The following is a 16,578-nucleotide window of genomic DNA, read 5'->3' on the forward strand; positions in this document are numbered from 1 at the left end:
CCTAAAGAAAGTTTCTCTAAGGCATTTTTTTCTTATCTTCATAAGTGCAATATCCTGCCAAAACCTGCCAGTTCCGCTCAGCAGCATATGTAAATCTTAGAACGATGTGATGGTATCAAAGTGTATGGGGATCTCGTTATTTTTGGGGGACAATTTCTAACCAGTAATTGTCTGGATCGTTAATAAAATAGATACCCATTTCTTTATTTTCATAGCAAATGCATCCCATTTTTTTGTGACGTTCATATGCTGCTTCGAAATCGTCAACCATAAAAGCTACATGGAATTCGTTCTCCCCTAAATCATAGGGTTTTGTTCGCTCTTTTAACCATGTCAGTTCCAAGCTATGTTCTGTAACTCCATCTCCAAGATAAACAAGGATAAAATCACCGCTTGGCGGTTCAAATCGTTTGACTTCTACCAGACCCAAGGCTTCTTGATAGAATTTTAGGCTTTTTTCGAGGTCTAGGATGTTAAAGTTATTATGATTAAATCGAAATTTCATAGGAAACCTTCTTTCTCAAATTTTGTCAAGTTGTCCTTGAGCAGCAGACTCTTGATTTCTTCAAATTTATTGTATAATCATTATGAGGTGATAACAATGGAAAACGCACATCTTAAAATAAAATATTTATATCATAGTGGTTTTGTAGTCGAAACGCGAAACAATTTACTTGTTTTTGATTATTATCAAGGTAGTATCGGCGATTTAATCAAGAAAAGTCCTAAAAATATTTTTGTCTTTTCCTCTCATAGTCATCCTGATCATTTTAATCCTTTGATCCTAGAATGGCAAAAAGAAAGATCGGATATTCACTATATCTTTAGCAATGATATTCTTGTTTCTCCAAAGTTAAATAACCTGAACGTACTTGCCCCCTACGAAAAAGTCGAATTGGGCAGTTTGAAAATTAAGGCTTATAATTCTACAGATATAGGTGTTTCTTTTCTGGTCCAGGATGAAGAAACCCGTCTTTTTCATGCCGGAGATTTAAACTGGTGGTATTGGATTGATACTCAGGAAGAGATGGCCAAGGCCGAGAAAGAGTTTAAGGATGAAATTCAAAGAATCAAAGGTGAGGTCATTGATTTTGCATTCTTTCCTGTTGACCCTAGGCTCGAAAAGAATTATCTGGCGGGAGCAGAGTATTTTATTCGGGAACTTAATCCAAAATATCTTATACCGATGCACTTTGCCGATAGCCCTGAAACCCTGGAGGACTTTGTAGATAAAATGAAAGATTCCTCCTGCAAAATTCTCAAATTCTCTCAAAAGGGGCAAGAGTTAAGCCTTTAAAAAAGAGTACGGACAAGCACTCCAAGGAGGTATTTTATAATGGATAAGACGCAGCTTAGTGAGTGTAGTTCTCTTTGGGCCATGGTACGTGCTATTCCCTTAGCCTGCTGTGCAGTCAATGATGAAAATAATGAGATTATTTTTAGTAATCAGGAGTTTATAAAGTTATGGCACTTAGAACATATGCATAAAAACCTTCTGATGGGTATTTATATGCATCAAGATTTTATCGATTACTGCTCGACATTAGTTCAAGATGTTGAGAATTTTAGGGAGGGATATAAACTTCTTCACGAAAAGTCCGAAAGTACCAAGGAAGATTTACTAATTTTAAAAGATGGTCGGACTATCAGACGAAATGCATCACTAATGCTCGATGCTAAGGGGAAAAAGTTTGGGCACCTTTATATGTTTAAAGACCTAACCAAACATATCGAGTTCCAAAATCGATTGCATGAGAAACAAATGGAATATCGTAACCTATATATGAACAGTCCTGCAGTAATGATGGTTGTTGATTCTAAAACCGGAAAAATTGTAAAAACCAATCAAGCTGCTGCTAATTATTACGGCTATACAGCAGAACAATTAGACAAAATGTCAATCTATAGTATCGAGAAGGATGATAGATTACGAGTTGATGAAATGTTACAAGAGATTATAAATAGCGAGGGAAAATCTTTTTACAGTGAACATCGGCTAGTGAATGGCGAAATTCGTAATGTTGAAATATTCGCCTGCCCTTTTCAATCCCTTGATAAACTATTTATCAATTCGATTATTTTTGATGTTACGGAGAAGATGCAGAATGAGAAAAAGTTAAAGGAAAACCATGAACGTTTATCACTTATTCTTGATGGAGCAAGGGCAGGGACTTGGGAGGTTGACCTTATTGAGAAGACGGCCCATCAAGATTCACGCTGTAAAGCAATTGTCGGCTATAACGCTAATGAAGTGATTGATTGGCATAGCTTAATCCATCCCGAGGATGTTGACAGAGTTGACCAAGCGATTAAAAGCTTATATACTAAAAAATCCGATGTATACGCTTTAGAATACCGTTTGCGTCATAAAGACGGTACTTATCGCTGGGTTTATTCCACGTGCTCGAAAATTTATGATCAGCAACTGCGTCCGATTCGCTATTTAGGCTTAATTCTTGATATTACTCAACGCAAAAAACTGGAAGAATTAATCAGTGAAAGCGAAAAACGTCTAAAGGATTTTGCCCAAGCTATTCCGGAGCTTACTGCCATTATTGATGAAGATGGACGTTATATAGAGGTTTTTGGTCATGATAACCAGTTTCTCTACCCGCCAGAAACTATGAGAGGACACACCGTTTATGAGCTATTTCCTCCGGATTTAGCCCAAACTATGCTCAATCATGTTCGCAAGGCTATAACAAATGGGGAAGTAAGCCATATGTTGCGTGGACTGAATATGGGAACTGAGAAACGCTATTTTGAAGGTCGGACTGCTCCCATGGATTATAAGGTGAACGGTAAAAAAACGGCAGTTCTCTTAGTATCTGACATTACTCAACGGATCCGCATTGAGCAGACTCTCCGCTTTACTTATGAACTAAGGCGACGAAGCGATTTCATCAATGATCGGATCAATGGTGATACCTCCTATGATGATAAAACTTTAGCCATCGCTAAAGAGTGGGGAATTGACCTTAAACAATCTCTCTTTTGCTGCATAATCCAATGTCAGGATATTGATTTAATGTCTCGAGGAAGCAAGCTGAGTCCTAATGGAGATCTTAAGCTTGAAATTGTGCGACAAATCACTGAGCAGATGAAAGTTACGGTTTGGGAAAATCGAAATAACATTTGTATACTTTGTCATGATGAAGAAAGAGGAAATGAACGGGAAAAAACTCAGCAAACTGCCTTGCAAATCAAACAAGTTATTAATGAATATGTCCCTAATCTTACAGTAACTATTGCTATCAGCGATAGTCACTGTAAAATGGGCAGTGTTAAAAAATGCTACCAGGAGGCATGGAATACACTTTTGGCATCAAAATGCTTATCAGAAGAAGAAGGAGGAATTTTTCATTTCCGTGACATAGGCCTTTTTCAAATTCTGGCAGCAATAGATAGGAAGGATGATAAGAGAGAGTTTGTTGAAAATAATATCGGGCCTCTTATCAGCTATGATCAACAAAAAGGAACAGACCTTTTGAACACTCTTGAAAAGATCTTAAAAAGTAACAATCTCAGACAAGCAGCTGAAGAACTATTTATTCATAGGAAAACTTTAATGTTTCGGAAGCAGCGTATTGAAAAGTTATTATCGATTTCATTAGATAATTATCAGATACGTTTAGCTCTTTCGGCAGCAATTATGATTTATAAGTTGAATAAGATTGTATAATTATTCGACATAAAGAAACAGTTTATTATCCATACGGGATAATAAACTGTAATTTTTTTGTCTAATAAATATACAATTTGGGCAATTGTATATTGTTTCTAAATACCTTAATATTTATTTAAAATTTGGAATTAGTCGAATATCCTTTTGTATGGAATAAGATGGAATGTCCTAATGTTTTTACTAAACCTTTTACTATAATCTCATAGAGTTTTAGGCGAAAGAAAGGGGGTTTTGACATGAGTTCTTTAGAATTGGTTGTTTTTACTTTGGGCGAAGACGAATATGGTCTTGAGATTGCTTACGCCCAAGAAATTATCCGTATCCCGGAAAGAATTAAAAGAATGCCTGATATGCCACCATTCATGGAAGGCGTTATTGATTTGCGTGGAAAAGTGATTCCCATCCTTGATTTAAAAAAGCGCTTCGGTTTTATGGAAACGGACCGAGGTCTTGATAGCCGTTTGCTTGTTCTTGACTTAGAAGAGATTTTAGTGGGAATCATTGTTGATGATGTGTCGGAAGTTATTAAGCTCGAAGAACAAGCTGTTGAAAAACTAAATACTCAGATCTTTACTCTAGGGAGTAACAGCGTAGAAGCCATAGCTCGAATTGATAACCGCATAGTTCTTATACTTAACAGCAATAAACTCAAAGAAGAGTTACTTACGAAATGGCATAATGAGGAGTGATAGGCATGATCGCATTAGCAGAAATTGAGTCATGTAAAGTTTTAGCTGAGCAGTTAACGAATTTTATTCCGGGCGGGGTTATATTCTGTATCATTGAAAGAGACACCTTTGTATGGGTGAAAGCTTCATCATCATTCTCGATTGATGCCATTAAGGTCGGCAATAAATTAAACGACAGTTCAACAACAATACAGGCGATTCGGCAAAAAGAAGTTTTAATCCAAAATGTTCCTCGTACTGTCTATGGAAAAAGAGTCTCCATTATTTCCATTCCTGTACTCGATACCAATGGTGATGCAGTAGGTGCATTTTCCATAATCGTTCCAAAATTACATCCTGTTGCTGCTGCCTTTGATGATTTCGCTCCAATTTTAGCGGAAATGTTTCATGAAGGAGCTTTTCTATATATGTCCGATTTAACTCAAATAGCTTATGCGCAATCTTCAACAAAATTTGATCTGCCCTCTGTTAAAGTTGGCAATGTTTTAACTGAAGATGACACTGCTTATCATGTGTTGAAATCGAAACAGCCGATCATTAATGAAATTGATGCTTCACGATTTGGTATGCCGCTTAATGTTGCTAATTATCCGCTTACAGATGATGGGGGGGACATAGTGGCTACGATAGGCATCGTCACACCAAAGAAAACGGCCTTTAAACTCCGTGAAATGTCCAGTAATCTGGAAAGCAGCCTGACAGGGATTGCAGCGGCTATTGAGGAATTAGCGGCATCAGCAACGCAAATTCATTCTAACGAAGGAGATCTAAATTCGAATATTAAAGAGATTATTGATATATCGGAAAAAATCAATGAAGTGTCTGATTTCATCAAGGAAATAGCAGATGAAACAAAAATGTTAGGTTTAAATGCAGCTATCGAGGCCGCAAGAGCGGGTGACGCGGGACGAGGTTTTGGAGTGGTTGCTGAAGAGATCAGGAAGCTTTCTGCTCAATCCAAGAGTACTGTACCAAAAATTAAGCAACTAACAGAATCGATTAAGACCAAAGTTGAGGAAGCTAGTCAAAAAAGCAACCAATCCCTAGATGCCAGTCAGGGACAAGCAGCAGCTTCAGAAGAAATTACTGCAAGTATTGAAGAAATTACATCAATGTCAATGGAATTGAGCAACATTGCTAAGACTTTATAGCTTATAGGTAAGCAAGGGTCGAGATATAATTAAAAAGATTGTATTTGAATAACTGAAATGTTGAGAAGATAGTAACGTTAATGCCGGATTATTTTTCTAAGATCCGGCATTTTTTGTTTTATCTAAGTTCAGTTTGTTAAGTATTGCTGCAATTCATTTTAGGGTCGATTTGATGTAAGTAAACAAGGGGAATGAAATAGACTAAAATTGAAAATAGTAATAAAATCAAATAATCAAATAATCAAAACCACTTGAACTGTAAATCCAATATGATATAATAATTATTATAAATAAGTTCGGTGCTCTCAAATTTCAATTACTAGGACGTTTCAATTGCTTGTGTCGGTATAAAACGTATTACGTCTAGCTTTATTACTTGTTAGATTTATCCAATTTTAAGACCCCTACTTCTTAAGTGGGGGTGGGTCCTTCGAACGAGTTCACTACTTGTCGAGTCTTTTGTGAACAAACTATATTAAATTTTAGAATGGAGTGCTCAAAATGAAACCTGTCCAAATCGCCGAAAATGTCTATTGGGTCGGGGGAATCGACTGGGATATTCGAAATTTCCACGGATATCTAATTCCGAGGGGTACTACATATAATGCTTATTTAATTATTGATGAAAAAATAACCCTCATTGATACGGTTAAGCATTATTTAGCCGATGAAATGTTAGCACGAATCTCTGAAGTTATTGATCCTTCGAAAATAGATTATATCGTATCTAATCATGTGGAGATGGATCATTCCGGTGGGCTCCCTCGTTTAATGGAAGCAGCACCGCAAGCTCAAATTTACACCTCATTAAATGGGGAAAAAGGTCTAAAAGCCCACTATAAAGGTAATTGGAATTATAATGTGATGAAATCAGGAACAACGCTAAGTTTGGGTAAGCGAAGTCTTACCTTTATCCATACTCCCATGGTTCATTGGCCTGACAATATGGTTTGCTATTTACAGGAGGACAAAATATTGTTTTCCAATGATGCTTTTGGACAGCACATTGCTACATCGGAACGCTTTGACGATCAACTTTCAGCGGATATTGTTATGGAAGAAGCTGCAAAATACTATGCCAATATTGTACTCCCTTATGGCAAACAAGTTGAAAAAGCCTTAGAATTAGTGTCTGCTTTGGAGATTGATACCATTGCTCCAAGCCATGGAGTAATATGGCGTTCGAAAATAAAGGATATCCTAAGCGAATATCGTAAGTGGTCTGCGGATCAGACGGATGATAAGGCAGTAATAGTATATGATTCAATGTGGAACTCAACAGAGATGATAGCTTATGCTATACAGAACGCCATGGAGGAGAAAGGCATTACCACTAGAATGAGGAATTTAAGAACGAATCATATCTCTGATATTATGACAGAAGTCCTTACTGCTAAATATATATGTGTAGGCTCACCTACCTTGAACAATAACATGCTTCCCACCGTAGCTGCTTTTTTAACATATTTAAAAGGTTTGGCTCCTAAAAAGCGGATTGGTTTAGCTTTTGGTTCTTATGGCTGGGGGGGCCAAAGTGTTGGCATGGTTGAAGATGTATTGAAGAGTATGAATTTTGATCTCTTGGAGCAAATAAGAATCCAGTATATTCCTGATTCTGATCAGTTAACCGAGATAACTAAAAAGATTGCAATGACTCTTAAATAGATCTTAAGCGGAAATCGGAAATTTATTTTTACTTTGGGACTGGATGCTGAAATACTCCAGTCCTTTTTGTATAATGATTAAGGTATAGCCCCCCTTGGTGAAGTGGGAGTCTTATGATTGGATCAAGGGCCTCTATATACCATAATTTGCAGAATGGGAGGTTGCAAAATGTCATTTACTATAAAAACTCAAAGTGATGTCTTTAAATTAGCACTGCTCCTTTATGATTATCTCAGTCAAAATGGTTATCCTGCTGAGGCGAAGTATCTCAATCAATTGGCAGATTCTTGTTACCCACAGAATGCACAATCTTTAGAAGCTCATTTGATCGCCTTTAAAGAAATCAGAGCGGCGATTTCTGACTTGCCTTTAGCATATCTTCGTGCTCTAGATGAAGCAATAATGCTAATATCGGGTAGTTAAGGCATTCAATTTCAATAAATCTAGGGGAAACATAGCTGATTAGTATTAGGAATTATGCACATACTAAGTTTAAATACTTACAGGGAGGGATTAATTTGACTGTTCAAGCAGATTTGGAAAAAGCAGTAGCCGCTGCTCAATCAGCTCTTGGAACGTATGAAACTTTTTCAGCGTCGACCCTGGATGGAACAGCGAAACAAATGTTCAAAGAAATGTCTTCCGACATGGAGCGTCATGTCGCACTGCTTAGGGGTAGGCTGGCCTATGTAACTCAGAATAACAGTATGAATAAACCTTTGAGTTAGAGAGAAAAGGCCAGTGAAATATAAATCAGACACAGTAAAAGTCGCCCTGCACCAAGGGCGACTTTTTAGTCCTTGTATGTAATTGTTTCTATTTTTTGCTGTCATTATAATATCTGCTTCACTAGGATACTTTAAGGCTTTTGATATTGATTATAAAAAGGGCACCCGCCGCCCTGCCAGGTTATTTCCGTAACACCATTGCCGCTTTGAAACTGGTGAAGCATAAATGCATCACAAATAGTTGTTTGTCCGTATAGACATTTTGAACAAGACGCAAAGTCCATACCTAACACTCCTTCCTGTTAGTGTGAATCAATTAATCAGATCTAATATAAGAATATCCAAACTTAAATCCCTTTACTCATTAGAATTACAAATGGAATTATTCCGATTGTGATTGCCATTCAAATGCTGATCACTTTGAGTGTAATATTTTCCAATTGCTAGGGGAAAATACGCATAATCTCCTATGAATATAAACTAGACTATTATCGTGTCAGACTAGGGTATGCATAAATTACGTCCTGACTATAATCCAATCAGCGAATTGCATTTTGGATGATCAGAAGAGGCTAGACTATGATGGAACACAGATTTGCTTTATAGGTTAAAATTCATAAGGGTTGAACAGAATGATAATAGTTAAAATAATTTGAATAAAAGAAGGAAATAGTCGATATAAGGAGAATTATATCAAAAAATGTTATGAAGAATTGTAACTAAAGCAATGCTTGTATTTCCTCTTAAGATAAGTGTAATGAAGGATCTGCTGAGAAGAAAAAGGAGAGTTTAAATTTTAATGGTTATAAAGCTCAGTGATGCTGTTGCCCAAAAGATTGTTGAATTAATTCATAAACAAAGCGGATTCGATGTCATAGTCTGTGATAATACTGGAACAATCATTGCTGATTCAGAGCAAGTAAGGATTGGTCAAAAGCATAAAGGAAGTTATCAGATATTAACCTCGGATAAAGATTCGGCAGTTATTACAGCCCAGGAGGCTGAAGAGTCAAACGGGCGAGTAAAAGAAGGAGTTAGTATTGCTATTGAAGCAGAAGGTGCCAAAATTGGTACCTTTGGAATTGCCGGACCTTTGGAAATTGTTCCTCCCGTAGCGAGAATAGCTGCCGGTATGATTATTATGATGCTGCGAGATGAAGAATTAAAGGACTTTATCCGTAACCAAGTTAGAGTTTTAGGTACATCAGTTGATCAGGCTGCAAATGGTGAATTTGACATTGTTTTTGAATTATTGAAGAATACAACGGAGTCTATAACGTTTGAAAATGGAAACTGTCCTGAAATCTATAAGTTAATAGATAAGATGAGCAATTTAGCTTTTAAAGATACATTGACTGGTACTTACAATCGACGTTATATCGATCAGAAACTGCCTGTAGATATTATTAGTACCTCACTTTCTGAGCAAAGTTTATCAATTATTATTGCGGATATCGATTTTTTCAAAAATGTTAATGATACCCATGGTCATGTAGCAGGAGACCATACGTTAAAAGCTGTTGCAGATATTCTTTCTGGATGTATTCAACGGGAAAGTGATTGGATTTCAAGGTATGGAGGTGAGGAATTCTTAATCTGCCTTCCTGGTGCAGGTCTTAAAAGGGCCGTTGAAATAGCTGAGCATATGAGAAGTTCTGTAGAAAACAGTGAAATAGTATATGGAGAATGTTCGATTAAAATCACAGCAAGCTTGGGTGTTTGCAGCATTAAACCTTCCTCACGTGCTCCAAGGATTAATGCTGAAAAATTAATTGAATGTGCTGATAACAAGCTTTATGTGGCAAAACATAAGGGGAGAAATCGGGTTGAAGCATAAGCATAGTGTATCTTTTTCCCACTCAGATGATTACTAAGTGGTGAAAGTCTCACAATTGGATAAAAGTCATCACAAAAAGCTAAAGGATATCTTCAAAAGAGATGTCTTTTAGCTTTTTGTGATTTAGATGAACTGAAATTAAGAAAAAAGCAAAGGTTGACAAAAACTTAACATTAAAAACAAAGGATATAGGATGATTTTAGCGAATAGTAGTTAAGACATAATAAATATTCAAAAAGAGGAATAATAATGAATAATAAATTTAAAATATTAATTTTTATTTGTATGGCATGTATTTTTTGTCTGCCTTTACAGGTACAAGCCCAAGCCCAAACTCAAACAAATGCTCCGACAAGTTCACAATTAACAAATTCACAGACTCAAAGTAATTCCGCAAAGGAAACCCCAAACAAGAACGACGCTAATGAATTGCAGCAATTCGCTGAACAAGAATTAAAACTAAATAGCCAGTTCAGTAATCAGACAGAACAGGAGCTTGCCCTTGATATGAAAATTTTATCATTGCAGCAATCTCTGCAAACCATAAATGAGGGAATTACCAATGATCAATCTGCTTTAGAGAGCCAACAAAAACAACTTAAGGATTTGCAAACGCAGGAAATTCAGCTTCAAAAGCAACATCAAGACGATAGTGATAAATTGGGAGATATCCTAAATACTTTTTATCAAAGTGGAAATGAAGAAGTGGGTTATCTTCCATATATGAACGTGTTATTTCAATCGACGAGTATGTCAGACTTTCTTGATCGCTGGGAATATGTCTCTTATATTATTGACGATTTTAGAGACTTGAATCAGGAGATTTCAATTGCCAATACCAATATTACTAAGAAGCAGTCCTTAATCAGTGAGAAAATGGCTTCAGTAAAGGCCTCGCTTGAAGATAAAAAGAAATTACAACAAACACAGCAACAGCTCTTATCTACCCAGCAAAATCTCCTTGCTCAAGTAAATTCTCAAGAGAAAACAACAATACTTTCTTCAATAGAAGTACAATCCAATATCGATGAATTGGCTCAAGAACAATCCTTAGAAACCTCATTAGCTGCAGCCGGGCGTGCGGACGGCATAAATCCAAGTGATGCTGCTGACGCTGATCTTTTAAATAGCAAAAACAAGCAGTTAGTGTCTATTCCTTATAATTTTCAGTCTATCTTAGCCTATGCTGAACAATATTTGGGAACGCCTTATGTTTGGGGCGGAACTACTTCAAGCCCCGGTTTTGATTGTTCAGGATTTGTTCAGTATGTATATGGGCATTTTGGAGTTAAATTAAATCGCGTGTCTCAAGATCAGTTTAAGGAGGGCATAGGAATTCCTGAAACGGATCTAAAACCCGGTGATCTCCTTTTCTTCAGCACTTATGAAGCTGGTGCATCTCATGTAGGGATTTATATTGGAAACAATATGATGATTGATTCTGAAGCATACGGCGTTTGTTTTGATAATATAACGAATTCTTACTGGGCTTCACGCTATTTGGGTGCCAGGCGTGTGGCTTTTCTAGAAAAACTCTAACGCGGCTATTAAAACGGATGATCTTTACGGTATAATTACTATAATGGCCTTCATCTCCTCACCAAATTCTATTTTCTGGAGGAATCTATGATAAATCGATCAATTGCTGACGAAAATATTTTTAAAATACAGGAAGAAGATACTCAAAATAGTTTTTATGGCTGCAATCAAGAGTGGTATACTACGATGTGGCAGCGCCGAGCCGGATGCGGACCGACGGTTGCAACGAATATTGTGTATTACCTCAACTGTACGCGAAAGAGCTCGATATCGGATAAGCGGCTATGGACAAAGCGCAAGGCCTTATTATTAATGGAAGAAGTTTATCAATATGTGAAACCAACAATGCGTGGAATTCCAACGACAAAACTTTTCGGCGATGATGTCCTGAAATATGCAGAAGCAATGAAACGAACTATACAACTTGAAATTTTAGATGTACCTAAAGGCCGAAAATCTCGTCCCTTATTTCAGCAACTTTTGACGTTTTTAGATCAAGCATTGGGCAATGACAGACCTGTAGCTTTTCTAAATTTAGATAATGGAGAAGAAAAACGATTGGATTCTTGGCACTGGGTAACCATCATTTCAATGTTGTACGCCGAAGAAGACAGCAGAGCAACGATAAGAATTTTGGATGGCGGGTATATAAAAGAAATTGATTTAGGGCAATGGTTTCAGACAACTGCATTGGGCGGTGGGTTTGTAAGTTTTGATTACGTTGATGAGAACTGAATACTGGCTATACAACGACAAGGAGTGGAAGGAGACTTAGTTAATTATGGATCAGCGAAAGTTAGTTTTGAATGAGGACAGTGAGTTTAATTTTCTTTGTCATGACGGTCTCGATTGTTTTAAAAAATGCTGCCGCGACATTAATATTTATCTCACACCTTATGATGTCCTCAGAATGAAGAATTTGCTCGGTATTTCTTCAGAAGAATTCCTGGATAAATACACTCTAAACGTGCAATTGCCCACCGGTTTTTCTATAGTTCAGATTAAGATGTCTGAGGAGGATAATTTAACATGTCCTTTCATTACCCCAAAAGGGTGTCGGGTTTATAAAGAACGGCCCTGGTCTTGCCGTATTGCGCCGGTGGACATGCTGGGGGGAGGAAAATACTCCTTTATTTTTGAATCTTCCCGTTGCCATGGGTTGAATGAGAAAAAAAGCCAAACTATTAAAGAGTGGATTTCTGACCAGGGGTTAGAAATTTACGAAGAAATGGAACAAGGGTTTAGTCAAATCCCCAGTTATTTAAAACTTACAGGTGAGCTTGAAATTGATAATAAGATGATTAAGTTATTCTTCTTAGCTTGTTACGATTTGGATAACTTCAAAAGCTATTTAAGGCATAATACTTCCTTGCTCGAAAAAATGGATGTAACTGCGGAACGATTTGAAGAGATAAGGCATGATGATGTTCAGTTAATGAAATTTGGTTTTCAAGTGCTTTCTTTAGGTACTGAGTGCTTAAAAGATCTGATATCTGGGGAATTGGCTTAAATTGACAAAGTGAAGCAATGGTGTTACTTTATTAATAAGTTAATATAATCATCCTTCAGGGTTGGGTGAAATTCCCTATCGGCGGTAAAGCCCGCGAGCCGTAAAGCAGATTCGGTTGAATTCCGAAGCCGACAGTATAGTCTGGATGAGAGAAGGTGATGTTCATATACATAATCGCTATTATGTATTAAGTTTGTCTTGTCAAAATCTCTTAAGGATGCTTAAGAGATTTTTTTATCCTGTGGTTTATCAGTGGGGGTGGGTCCCTCGAGTTCACTAGCGTTCATAAACATTAAAGGAGATGTATACTTTGGAAAGCTGCTATCTTAGTTTTGATGCGGGATCACAAAGCGTAAAAGTGGCTGTTTATACTGAAACTATGCACTGTGTCGCAAAAGCATCCAATCAGACAACGATGAGCTGCCCCCAGCCGGGATGGGTGGATATGGATGCTGAAGAATACTTATCCTTGACTAAATTGGGAATTAAACAATGTATTGAGCAATTGCAAACTAAGGGCATTGACCCTAGTCTAATTAAAGCCATTATGGGTGACGGAATTATTTGTGGAATTGTTGGGGTTGACGAGAGAGGGAAGGCGATTACTCCTTACATTAATTATTTGGATTCTAGGACTCAAAGCGATGTGGAAACTTTAAATCAATTGGATCTGGATATTTGGGGCAAAGAGACCGGCAATGCTGAACCATCTTGTATGTTTCCCGCTTTGCATGCCAGGTGGCTGTTAGCTAATAATAAAGCGTTTCAAGAAAGGGGCAAAAAGTTTGTCCACAATGCTCCTTACATTCTTATGAATTTGGCCGGTTTAGACAGCCGTGATGCTTTTATTGATTGGGGAACAATGTCGGGCTGGGGTCTTGGTTACCGAATTTATGATAAAGAATGGTCCGATGAACAACTAGCTCTTTTAAAGATTGATAAAGCATATCTGCCGAAGATTGTAAAACCTTGGGATATTATTGGTGCCTTATCGGAAGAGACAGCACAAGAAACTGGATGTCCAGCAGGTATCCCGATTTGTGCCGGAGCAGGAGATACGATGCAGTCCATGTTAGGAAGTGGAATTGTTGAAGCGAATAAGGCTGTTGACGTGGCAGGAACATGTGCTATGTTTTGTGTTTCTACCACTGGAATAATCCCGGAATTAAGTAAAAAAGGAAGCGGTTTGATTTTTAATAGCGGAACATTGAAAGATACCTATTTTTATTGGGGATTTGTTAGAACTGGAGGTTTAGCCTTGCGCTGGTTTAAGGATAATCTTTGTCAAAAGGCTGAAGATGATAAATATTATCAATCGCTAAGCCAAAAAGCGGAAAAAATTCCGCCTGGATGTAATGAGGTGATGTTTTTACCATACTTAACCGGCGGATACGGTGAATGGGCTAATATTAAAGGTTGTTTTTTAAACATGAATTTAGATACGGACCAATTTGTTTTATGGCGAGCTGTTTTAGAGGCAATTGCTTATGATTATATGGAAATTACAGATACTTACAGAAATGCCGGAATTGATATTAACAGAATAACTATTACAGAGGGCGGGAGCAGAGATAATCTGTGGAATCAGATTAAGGCCGATGTTATGCAAAGTGAAGCTATTACGTTAGAAATTTCTGGTGGCGCCGTACTGACAAATTGTCTACTTGCGGCTTATGCGACAGGAACGATCGAGGACTTGCCAACGACACTTGTTAAGAACATAAAAATATCTAATCGATATAGTCCAAATTGCAGCAATTCAACAATCTATCGAAATCGCTATAGACAGCAAAGAGATATATTAAGAAAGTTAGCTAACAGTTGATAAGAGAGCCCAAAACAATCCTACATACCGGAAAATAATAAGAACAGTCGGAATTACCTCTCTTTATAGTAAAAGAGAGGTAATTTGTTGTTATCTTACTTGGTGACAAACGGTTATAACTTGAATATCTTGTATTGTACCACAATTTACCATATTACAAGAATGGAATGAGGGTGAAGCACCAATGCCGTTAGGTAAAATGAATATATTTGGGAATCAACAAGTTCAAATGATGCCTCAAGGAACTCAAGGCTACCAAATGCCGAATGGTTCAGGGCAATTTGACCGGACACCATTATTAGGCCGAGGACTGCAAAGATTTGCACCTAAGTTCGGGCTTCCGGGTGGTTTGCTTATGCCACCAGGATTTTCCCAGCCAACAAATAACTTTGGAGGCGGTCAGGCTGGAACTATGCCAGGCGGGATGATGGGAGGAAATGCAAATTGGGGTCCTGGTCCACAAGCTGGAGGGCAGGGGTACGCTGCTCCCGGTTATCCGCCGCAAGGTTTCCAGCAAAATCAGGCGCTCCAGCAACCAATGATGCCGCAATCCCAAGGGTATCAACCACAAGGGTATCCGCCCCAAAGTTATCCAACCCAGGGATATCCAAATCAGATGATTAATCAAGGGTACGGAGGGCAGATGCCTGTTCAGCCTGCCTGGGAAAGCCCCAAAAAAGGCGGAATCAAAGGATTTATCAGTAATCTTCTGTCAAAAAAGAAATAATTAATGATTTATGGCAGCTCCTTAAGATTAAGAAGCATTAAGGCTATTTTCGCTTATGGTGGAGTGCGATAGCCTTCTTGTTATTTTTAAGAACAAGTTGAATACTTAACAGCCGCTGAAAAGAACATTGACCAAAGGGCGAGTATCCGAATTCTTTCATGATTCATAAACTACTTTAAGTGTGAGTTTATGAGGACCGTGAAAGAGGGAGATCAAATGAAGACGGAAGTTTTAAAAAAGGTCTTGACAGATATTCTGGGATCTCTGATCGCTCAGGATAAGACCATTGATAATAATACCAGGCCGGATGATAACCATAACGTTGTGAAGATTGAGGATACCGAAGAGATGCTGGTGATAAAGAGAGTATGTCACGATTTCGCCAAAGCCTTAACCGAGCGCAATTATGAATCTTTAGATGGAAGGGCCGAATATCATCTATATACAGTAGACCATCTTATTAAACTGGTTAAGAACAATGATGAAGAAAACACCATCAAAATTCTTACAGACAATAAGATTAAATCTAAATATGAAGATTGTGAGTTTCTCTCAATTACTTTGAGCGAGAATCAGGAGGAAGCAGAGGTGGTTTATAACGTAAAAACGTGTGTGATCAGTGCTGAAGACAAATACTTTAAAGAACTAAACAAAAAGAACAATAAGAAAAATAGAATTGTGAGAGGTACACCTTTCAGCACTGCCTATACTCTGTTAATAAAAAAAGAGAAGGGAACCTGGAAAGTGGATAATTTTGAAGCTTCAGAGGAAAATATAAAAATGGAATAGGAATTATTCGTTCAAAAATGGTTAATGATATAGAACAGTATAAGAACTAAAGGACAGCAAGGTATCACTACTTCAGGTCGAAATAATGTCAAAAGTATAACTAAATAATTGAGAGCAGAGGTTTAAAACTAAACCTCTGTTATTAATTACCTGTAATGACATATATTTAAATTACATAAAAATTGTAATTCTTTTATATAATAAATAATCATTTTCATTAAATCTTATATAAAAATAAATGATAACTTATATAGAAAAATTATAGGAAAGAAAAAATTTTATATAAAAATTAAATCAAATAATATTTATTTTTAAAAATAAATAGAGTAAACTTATAACTAAGGAAGGAGGTTTGAATCCCAGTTATAGGCACCAATAATCAAAGAGATGATTTCTTACAAACAATTGTCATAAAGAAAGGAGCTACTTAGTT

At 37.2% G+C, this 16,578-nt stretch carries 16 protein-coding genes and 1 riboswitch; of the genes, 14 read left to right on the forward strand and 2 right to left on the reverse strand.

Annotated elements, in window-relative coordinates:
* Window positions 1-136: 136 nt before the first annotated feature.
* A complete protein-coding gene (locus B5771_RS20215) occupies window positions 137-505 on the reverse strand; it encodes a VOC family protein (protein ID WP_047808055.1) in 369 nt (122 codons plus the stop codon).
* A 96-nt stretch (window positions 506-601) separates the two neighbouring features.
* Between B5771_RS20215 and B5771_RS20220 the strand changes: the two genes are divergently transcribed.
* The 7 genes from B5771_RS20220 (at window position 602) to B5771_RS20250 (ending at window position 7,918) form a co-directional block, all read left to right on the forward strand.
* On the forward strand, window positions 602-1,297 hold the full coding sequence (locus B5771_RS20220; protein ID WP_088189312.1) for an MBL fold metallo-hydrolase: 696 nt from the start codon (window positions 602-604) through the stop codon (window positions 1,295-1,297).
* 39 nt (window positions 1,298-1,336) lie between these two features.
* On the forward strand, window positions 1,337-3,682 hold the full coding sequence (locus B5771_RS20225; RefSeq protein WP_088189138.1) for a PAS domain S-box protein: 2,346 nt from the start codon (window positions 1,337-1,339) through the stop codon (window positions 3,680-3,682).
* A 239-nt stretch (window positions 3,683-3,921) separates the two neighbouring features.
* A complete protein-coding gene (locus B5771_RS20230; RefSeq protein ID WP_088189139.1) occupies window positions 3,922-4,374 on the forward strand; it encodes a chemotaxis protein CheW in 453 nt (150 codons plus the stop codon).
* A gap of 5 nt (window positions 4,375-4,379) precedes the next feature.
* On the forward strand, window positions 4,380-5,525 hold the full coding sequence (locus B5771_RS20235; RefSeq protein ID WP_088189140.1) for a methyl-accepting chemotaxis protein: 1,146 nt from the start codon (window positions 4,380-4,382) through the stop codon (window positions 5,523-5,525).
* A gap of 501 nt (window positions 5,526-6,026) precedes the next feature.
* A complete protein-coding gene (locus B5771_RS20240; protein WP_172408326.1) occupies window positions 6,027-7,190 on the forward strand; it encodes an FprA family A-type flavoprotein in 1,164 nt (387 codons plus the stop codon).
* 168 nt (window positions 7,191-7,358) lie between these two features.
* Complete coding sequence (locus tag B5771_RS20245) at window positions 7,359-7,613, forward strand: hypothetical protein (protein WP_047808052.1); 255 nt, start codon at window positions 7,359-7,361, stop codon at window positions 7,611-7,613.
* 95 nt (window positions 7,614-7,708) lie between these two features.
* Window positions 7,709-7,918: a DUF1657 domain-containing protein gene (locus tag B5771_RS20250; RefSeq protein ID WP_047808051.1), complete on the forward strand. Its 210-nt coding sequence runs from the start codon at window positions 7,709-7,711 to the stop codon at window positions 7,916-7,918.
* Between the two features lie 131 nt (window positions 7,919-8,049).
* On the opposite strand, the gene B5771_RS24405 is transcribed toward B5771_RS20250, so the two are convergent.
* Complete coding sequence (locus B5771_RS24405) at window positions 8,050-8,202, reverse strand: hypothetical protein (protein WP_161796402.1); 153 nt, start codon at window positions 8,200-8,202, stop codon at window positions 8,050-8,052.
* 515 nt (window positions 8,203-8,717) lie between these two features.
* Between B5771_RS24405 and B5771_RS24410 the strand changes: the two genes are divergently transcribed.
* The 7 genes from B5771_RS24410 (at window position 8,718) to B5771_RS20285 (ending at window position 16,145) form a co-directional block, all read left to right on the forward strand.
* Window positions 8,718-9,755, forward strand: coding sequence for a diguanylate cyclase (locus tag B5771_RS24410; protein WP_172408327.1), 1,038 nt, complete (start codon window positions 8,718-8,720; stop codon window positions 9,753-9,755).
* 249 nt (window positions 9,756-10,004) lie between these two features.
* Window positions 10,005-11,294 (forward strand): NlpC/P60 family protein, encoded by a 1,290-nt coding sequence (locus B5771_RS20260; RefSeq protein ID WP_088189142.1) that lies wholly within the window; start codon window positions 10,005-10,007, stop codon window positions 11,292-11,294.
* A gap of 87 nt (window positions 11,295-11,381) precedes the next feature.
* Complete coding sequence (locus tag B5771_RS20265; RefSeq protein WP_088189143.1) at window positions 11,382-12,029, forward strand: hypothetical protein; 648 nt, start codon at window positions 11,382-11,384, stop codon at window positions 12,027-12,029.
* A gap of 46 nt (window positions 12,030-12,075) precedes the next feature.
* Window positions 12,076-12,804, forward strand: coding sequence for a YkgJ family cysteine cluster protein (locus tag B5771_RS20270; protein WP_088189144.1), 729 nt, complete (start codon window positions 12,076-12,078; stop codon window positions 12,802-12,804).
* 46 nt (window positions 12,805-12,850) lie between these two features.
* Window positions 12,851-12,965: riboswitch (FMN riboswitch) on the forward strand.
* A 140-nt stretch (window positions 12,966-13,105) separates the two neighbouring features.
* On the forward strand, window positions 13,106-14,629 hold the full coding sequence (locus B5771_RS20275) for an FGGY family carbohydrate kinase (protein WP_088189145.1): 1,524 nt from the start codon (window positions 13,106-13,108) through the stop codon (window positions 14,627-14,629).
* Window positions 14,630-14,813: 184 nt separating this feature from the next.
* The gene (locus tag B5771_RS20280; RefSeq protein WP_088189146.1) at window positions 14,814-15,356 is read left to right on the forward strand and encodes a hypothetical protein; all 543 of its coding nucleotides are present in this window, start codon (window positions 14,814-14,816) and stop codon (window positions 15,354-15,356) included.
* Window positions 15,357-15,572: 216 nt separating this feature from the next.
* The gene (locus B5771_RS20285; RefSeq protein ID WP_088189147.1) at window positions 15,573-16,145 is read left to right on the forward strand and encodes a hypothetical protein; all 573 of its coding nucleotides are present in this window, start codon (window positions 15,573-15,575) and stop codon (window positions 16,143-16,145) included.
* The last annotated feature ends 433 nt before the right edge of the window (window positions 16,146-16,578 follow it).

Origin of the sequence: Desulfosporosinus sp. FKA (genome assembly GCF_002196785.1) — a bacterium.
Taxonomy (GTDB): Bacteria; Bacillota; Desulfitobacteriia; order Desulfitobacteriales; family Desulfitobacteriaceae; genus Desulfosporosinus; species Desulfosporosinus acididurans.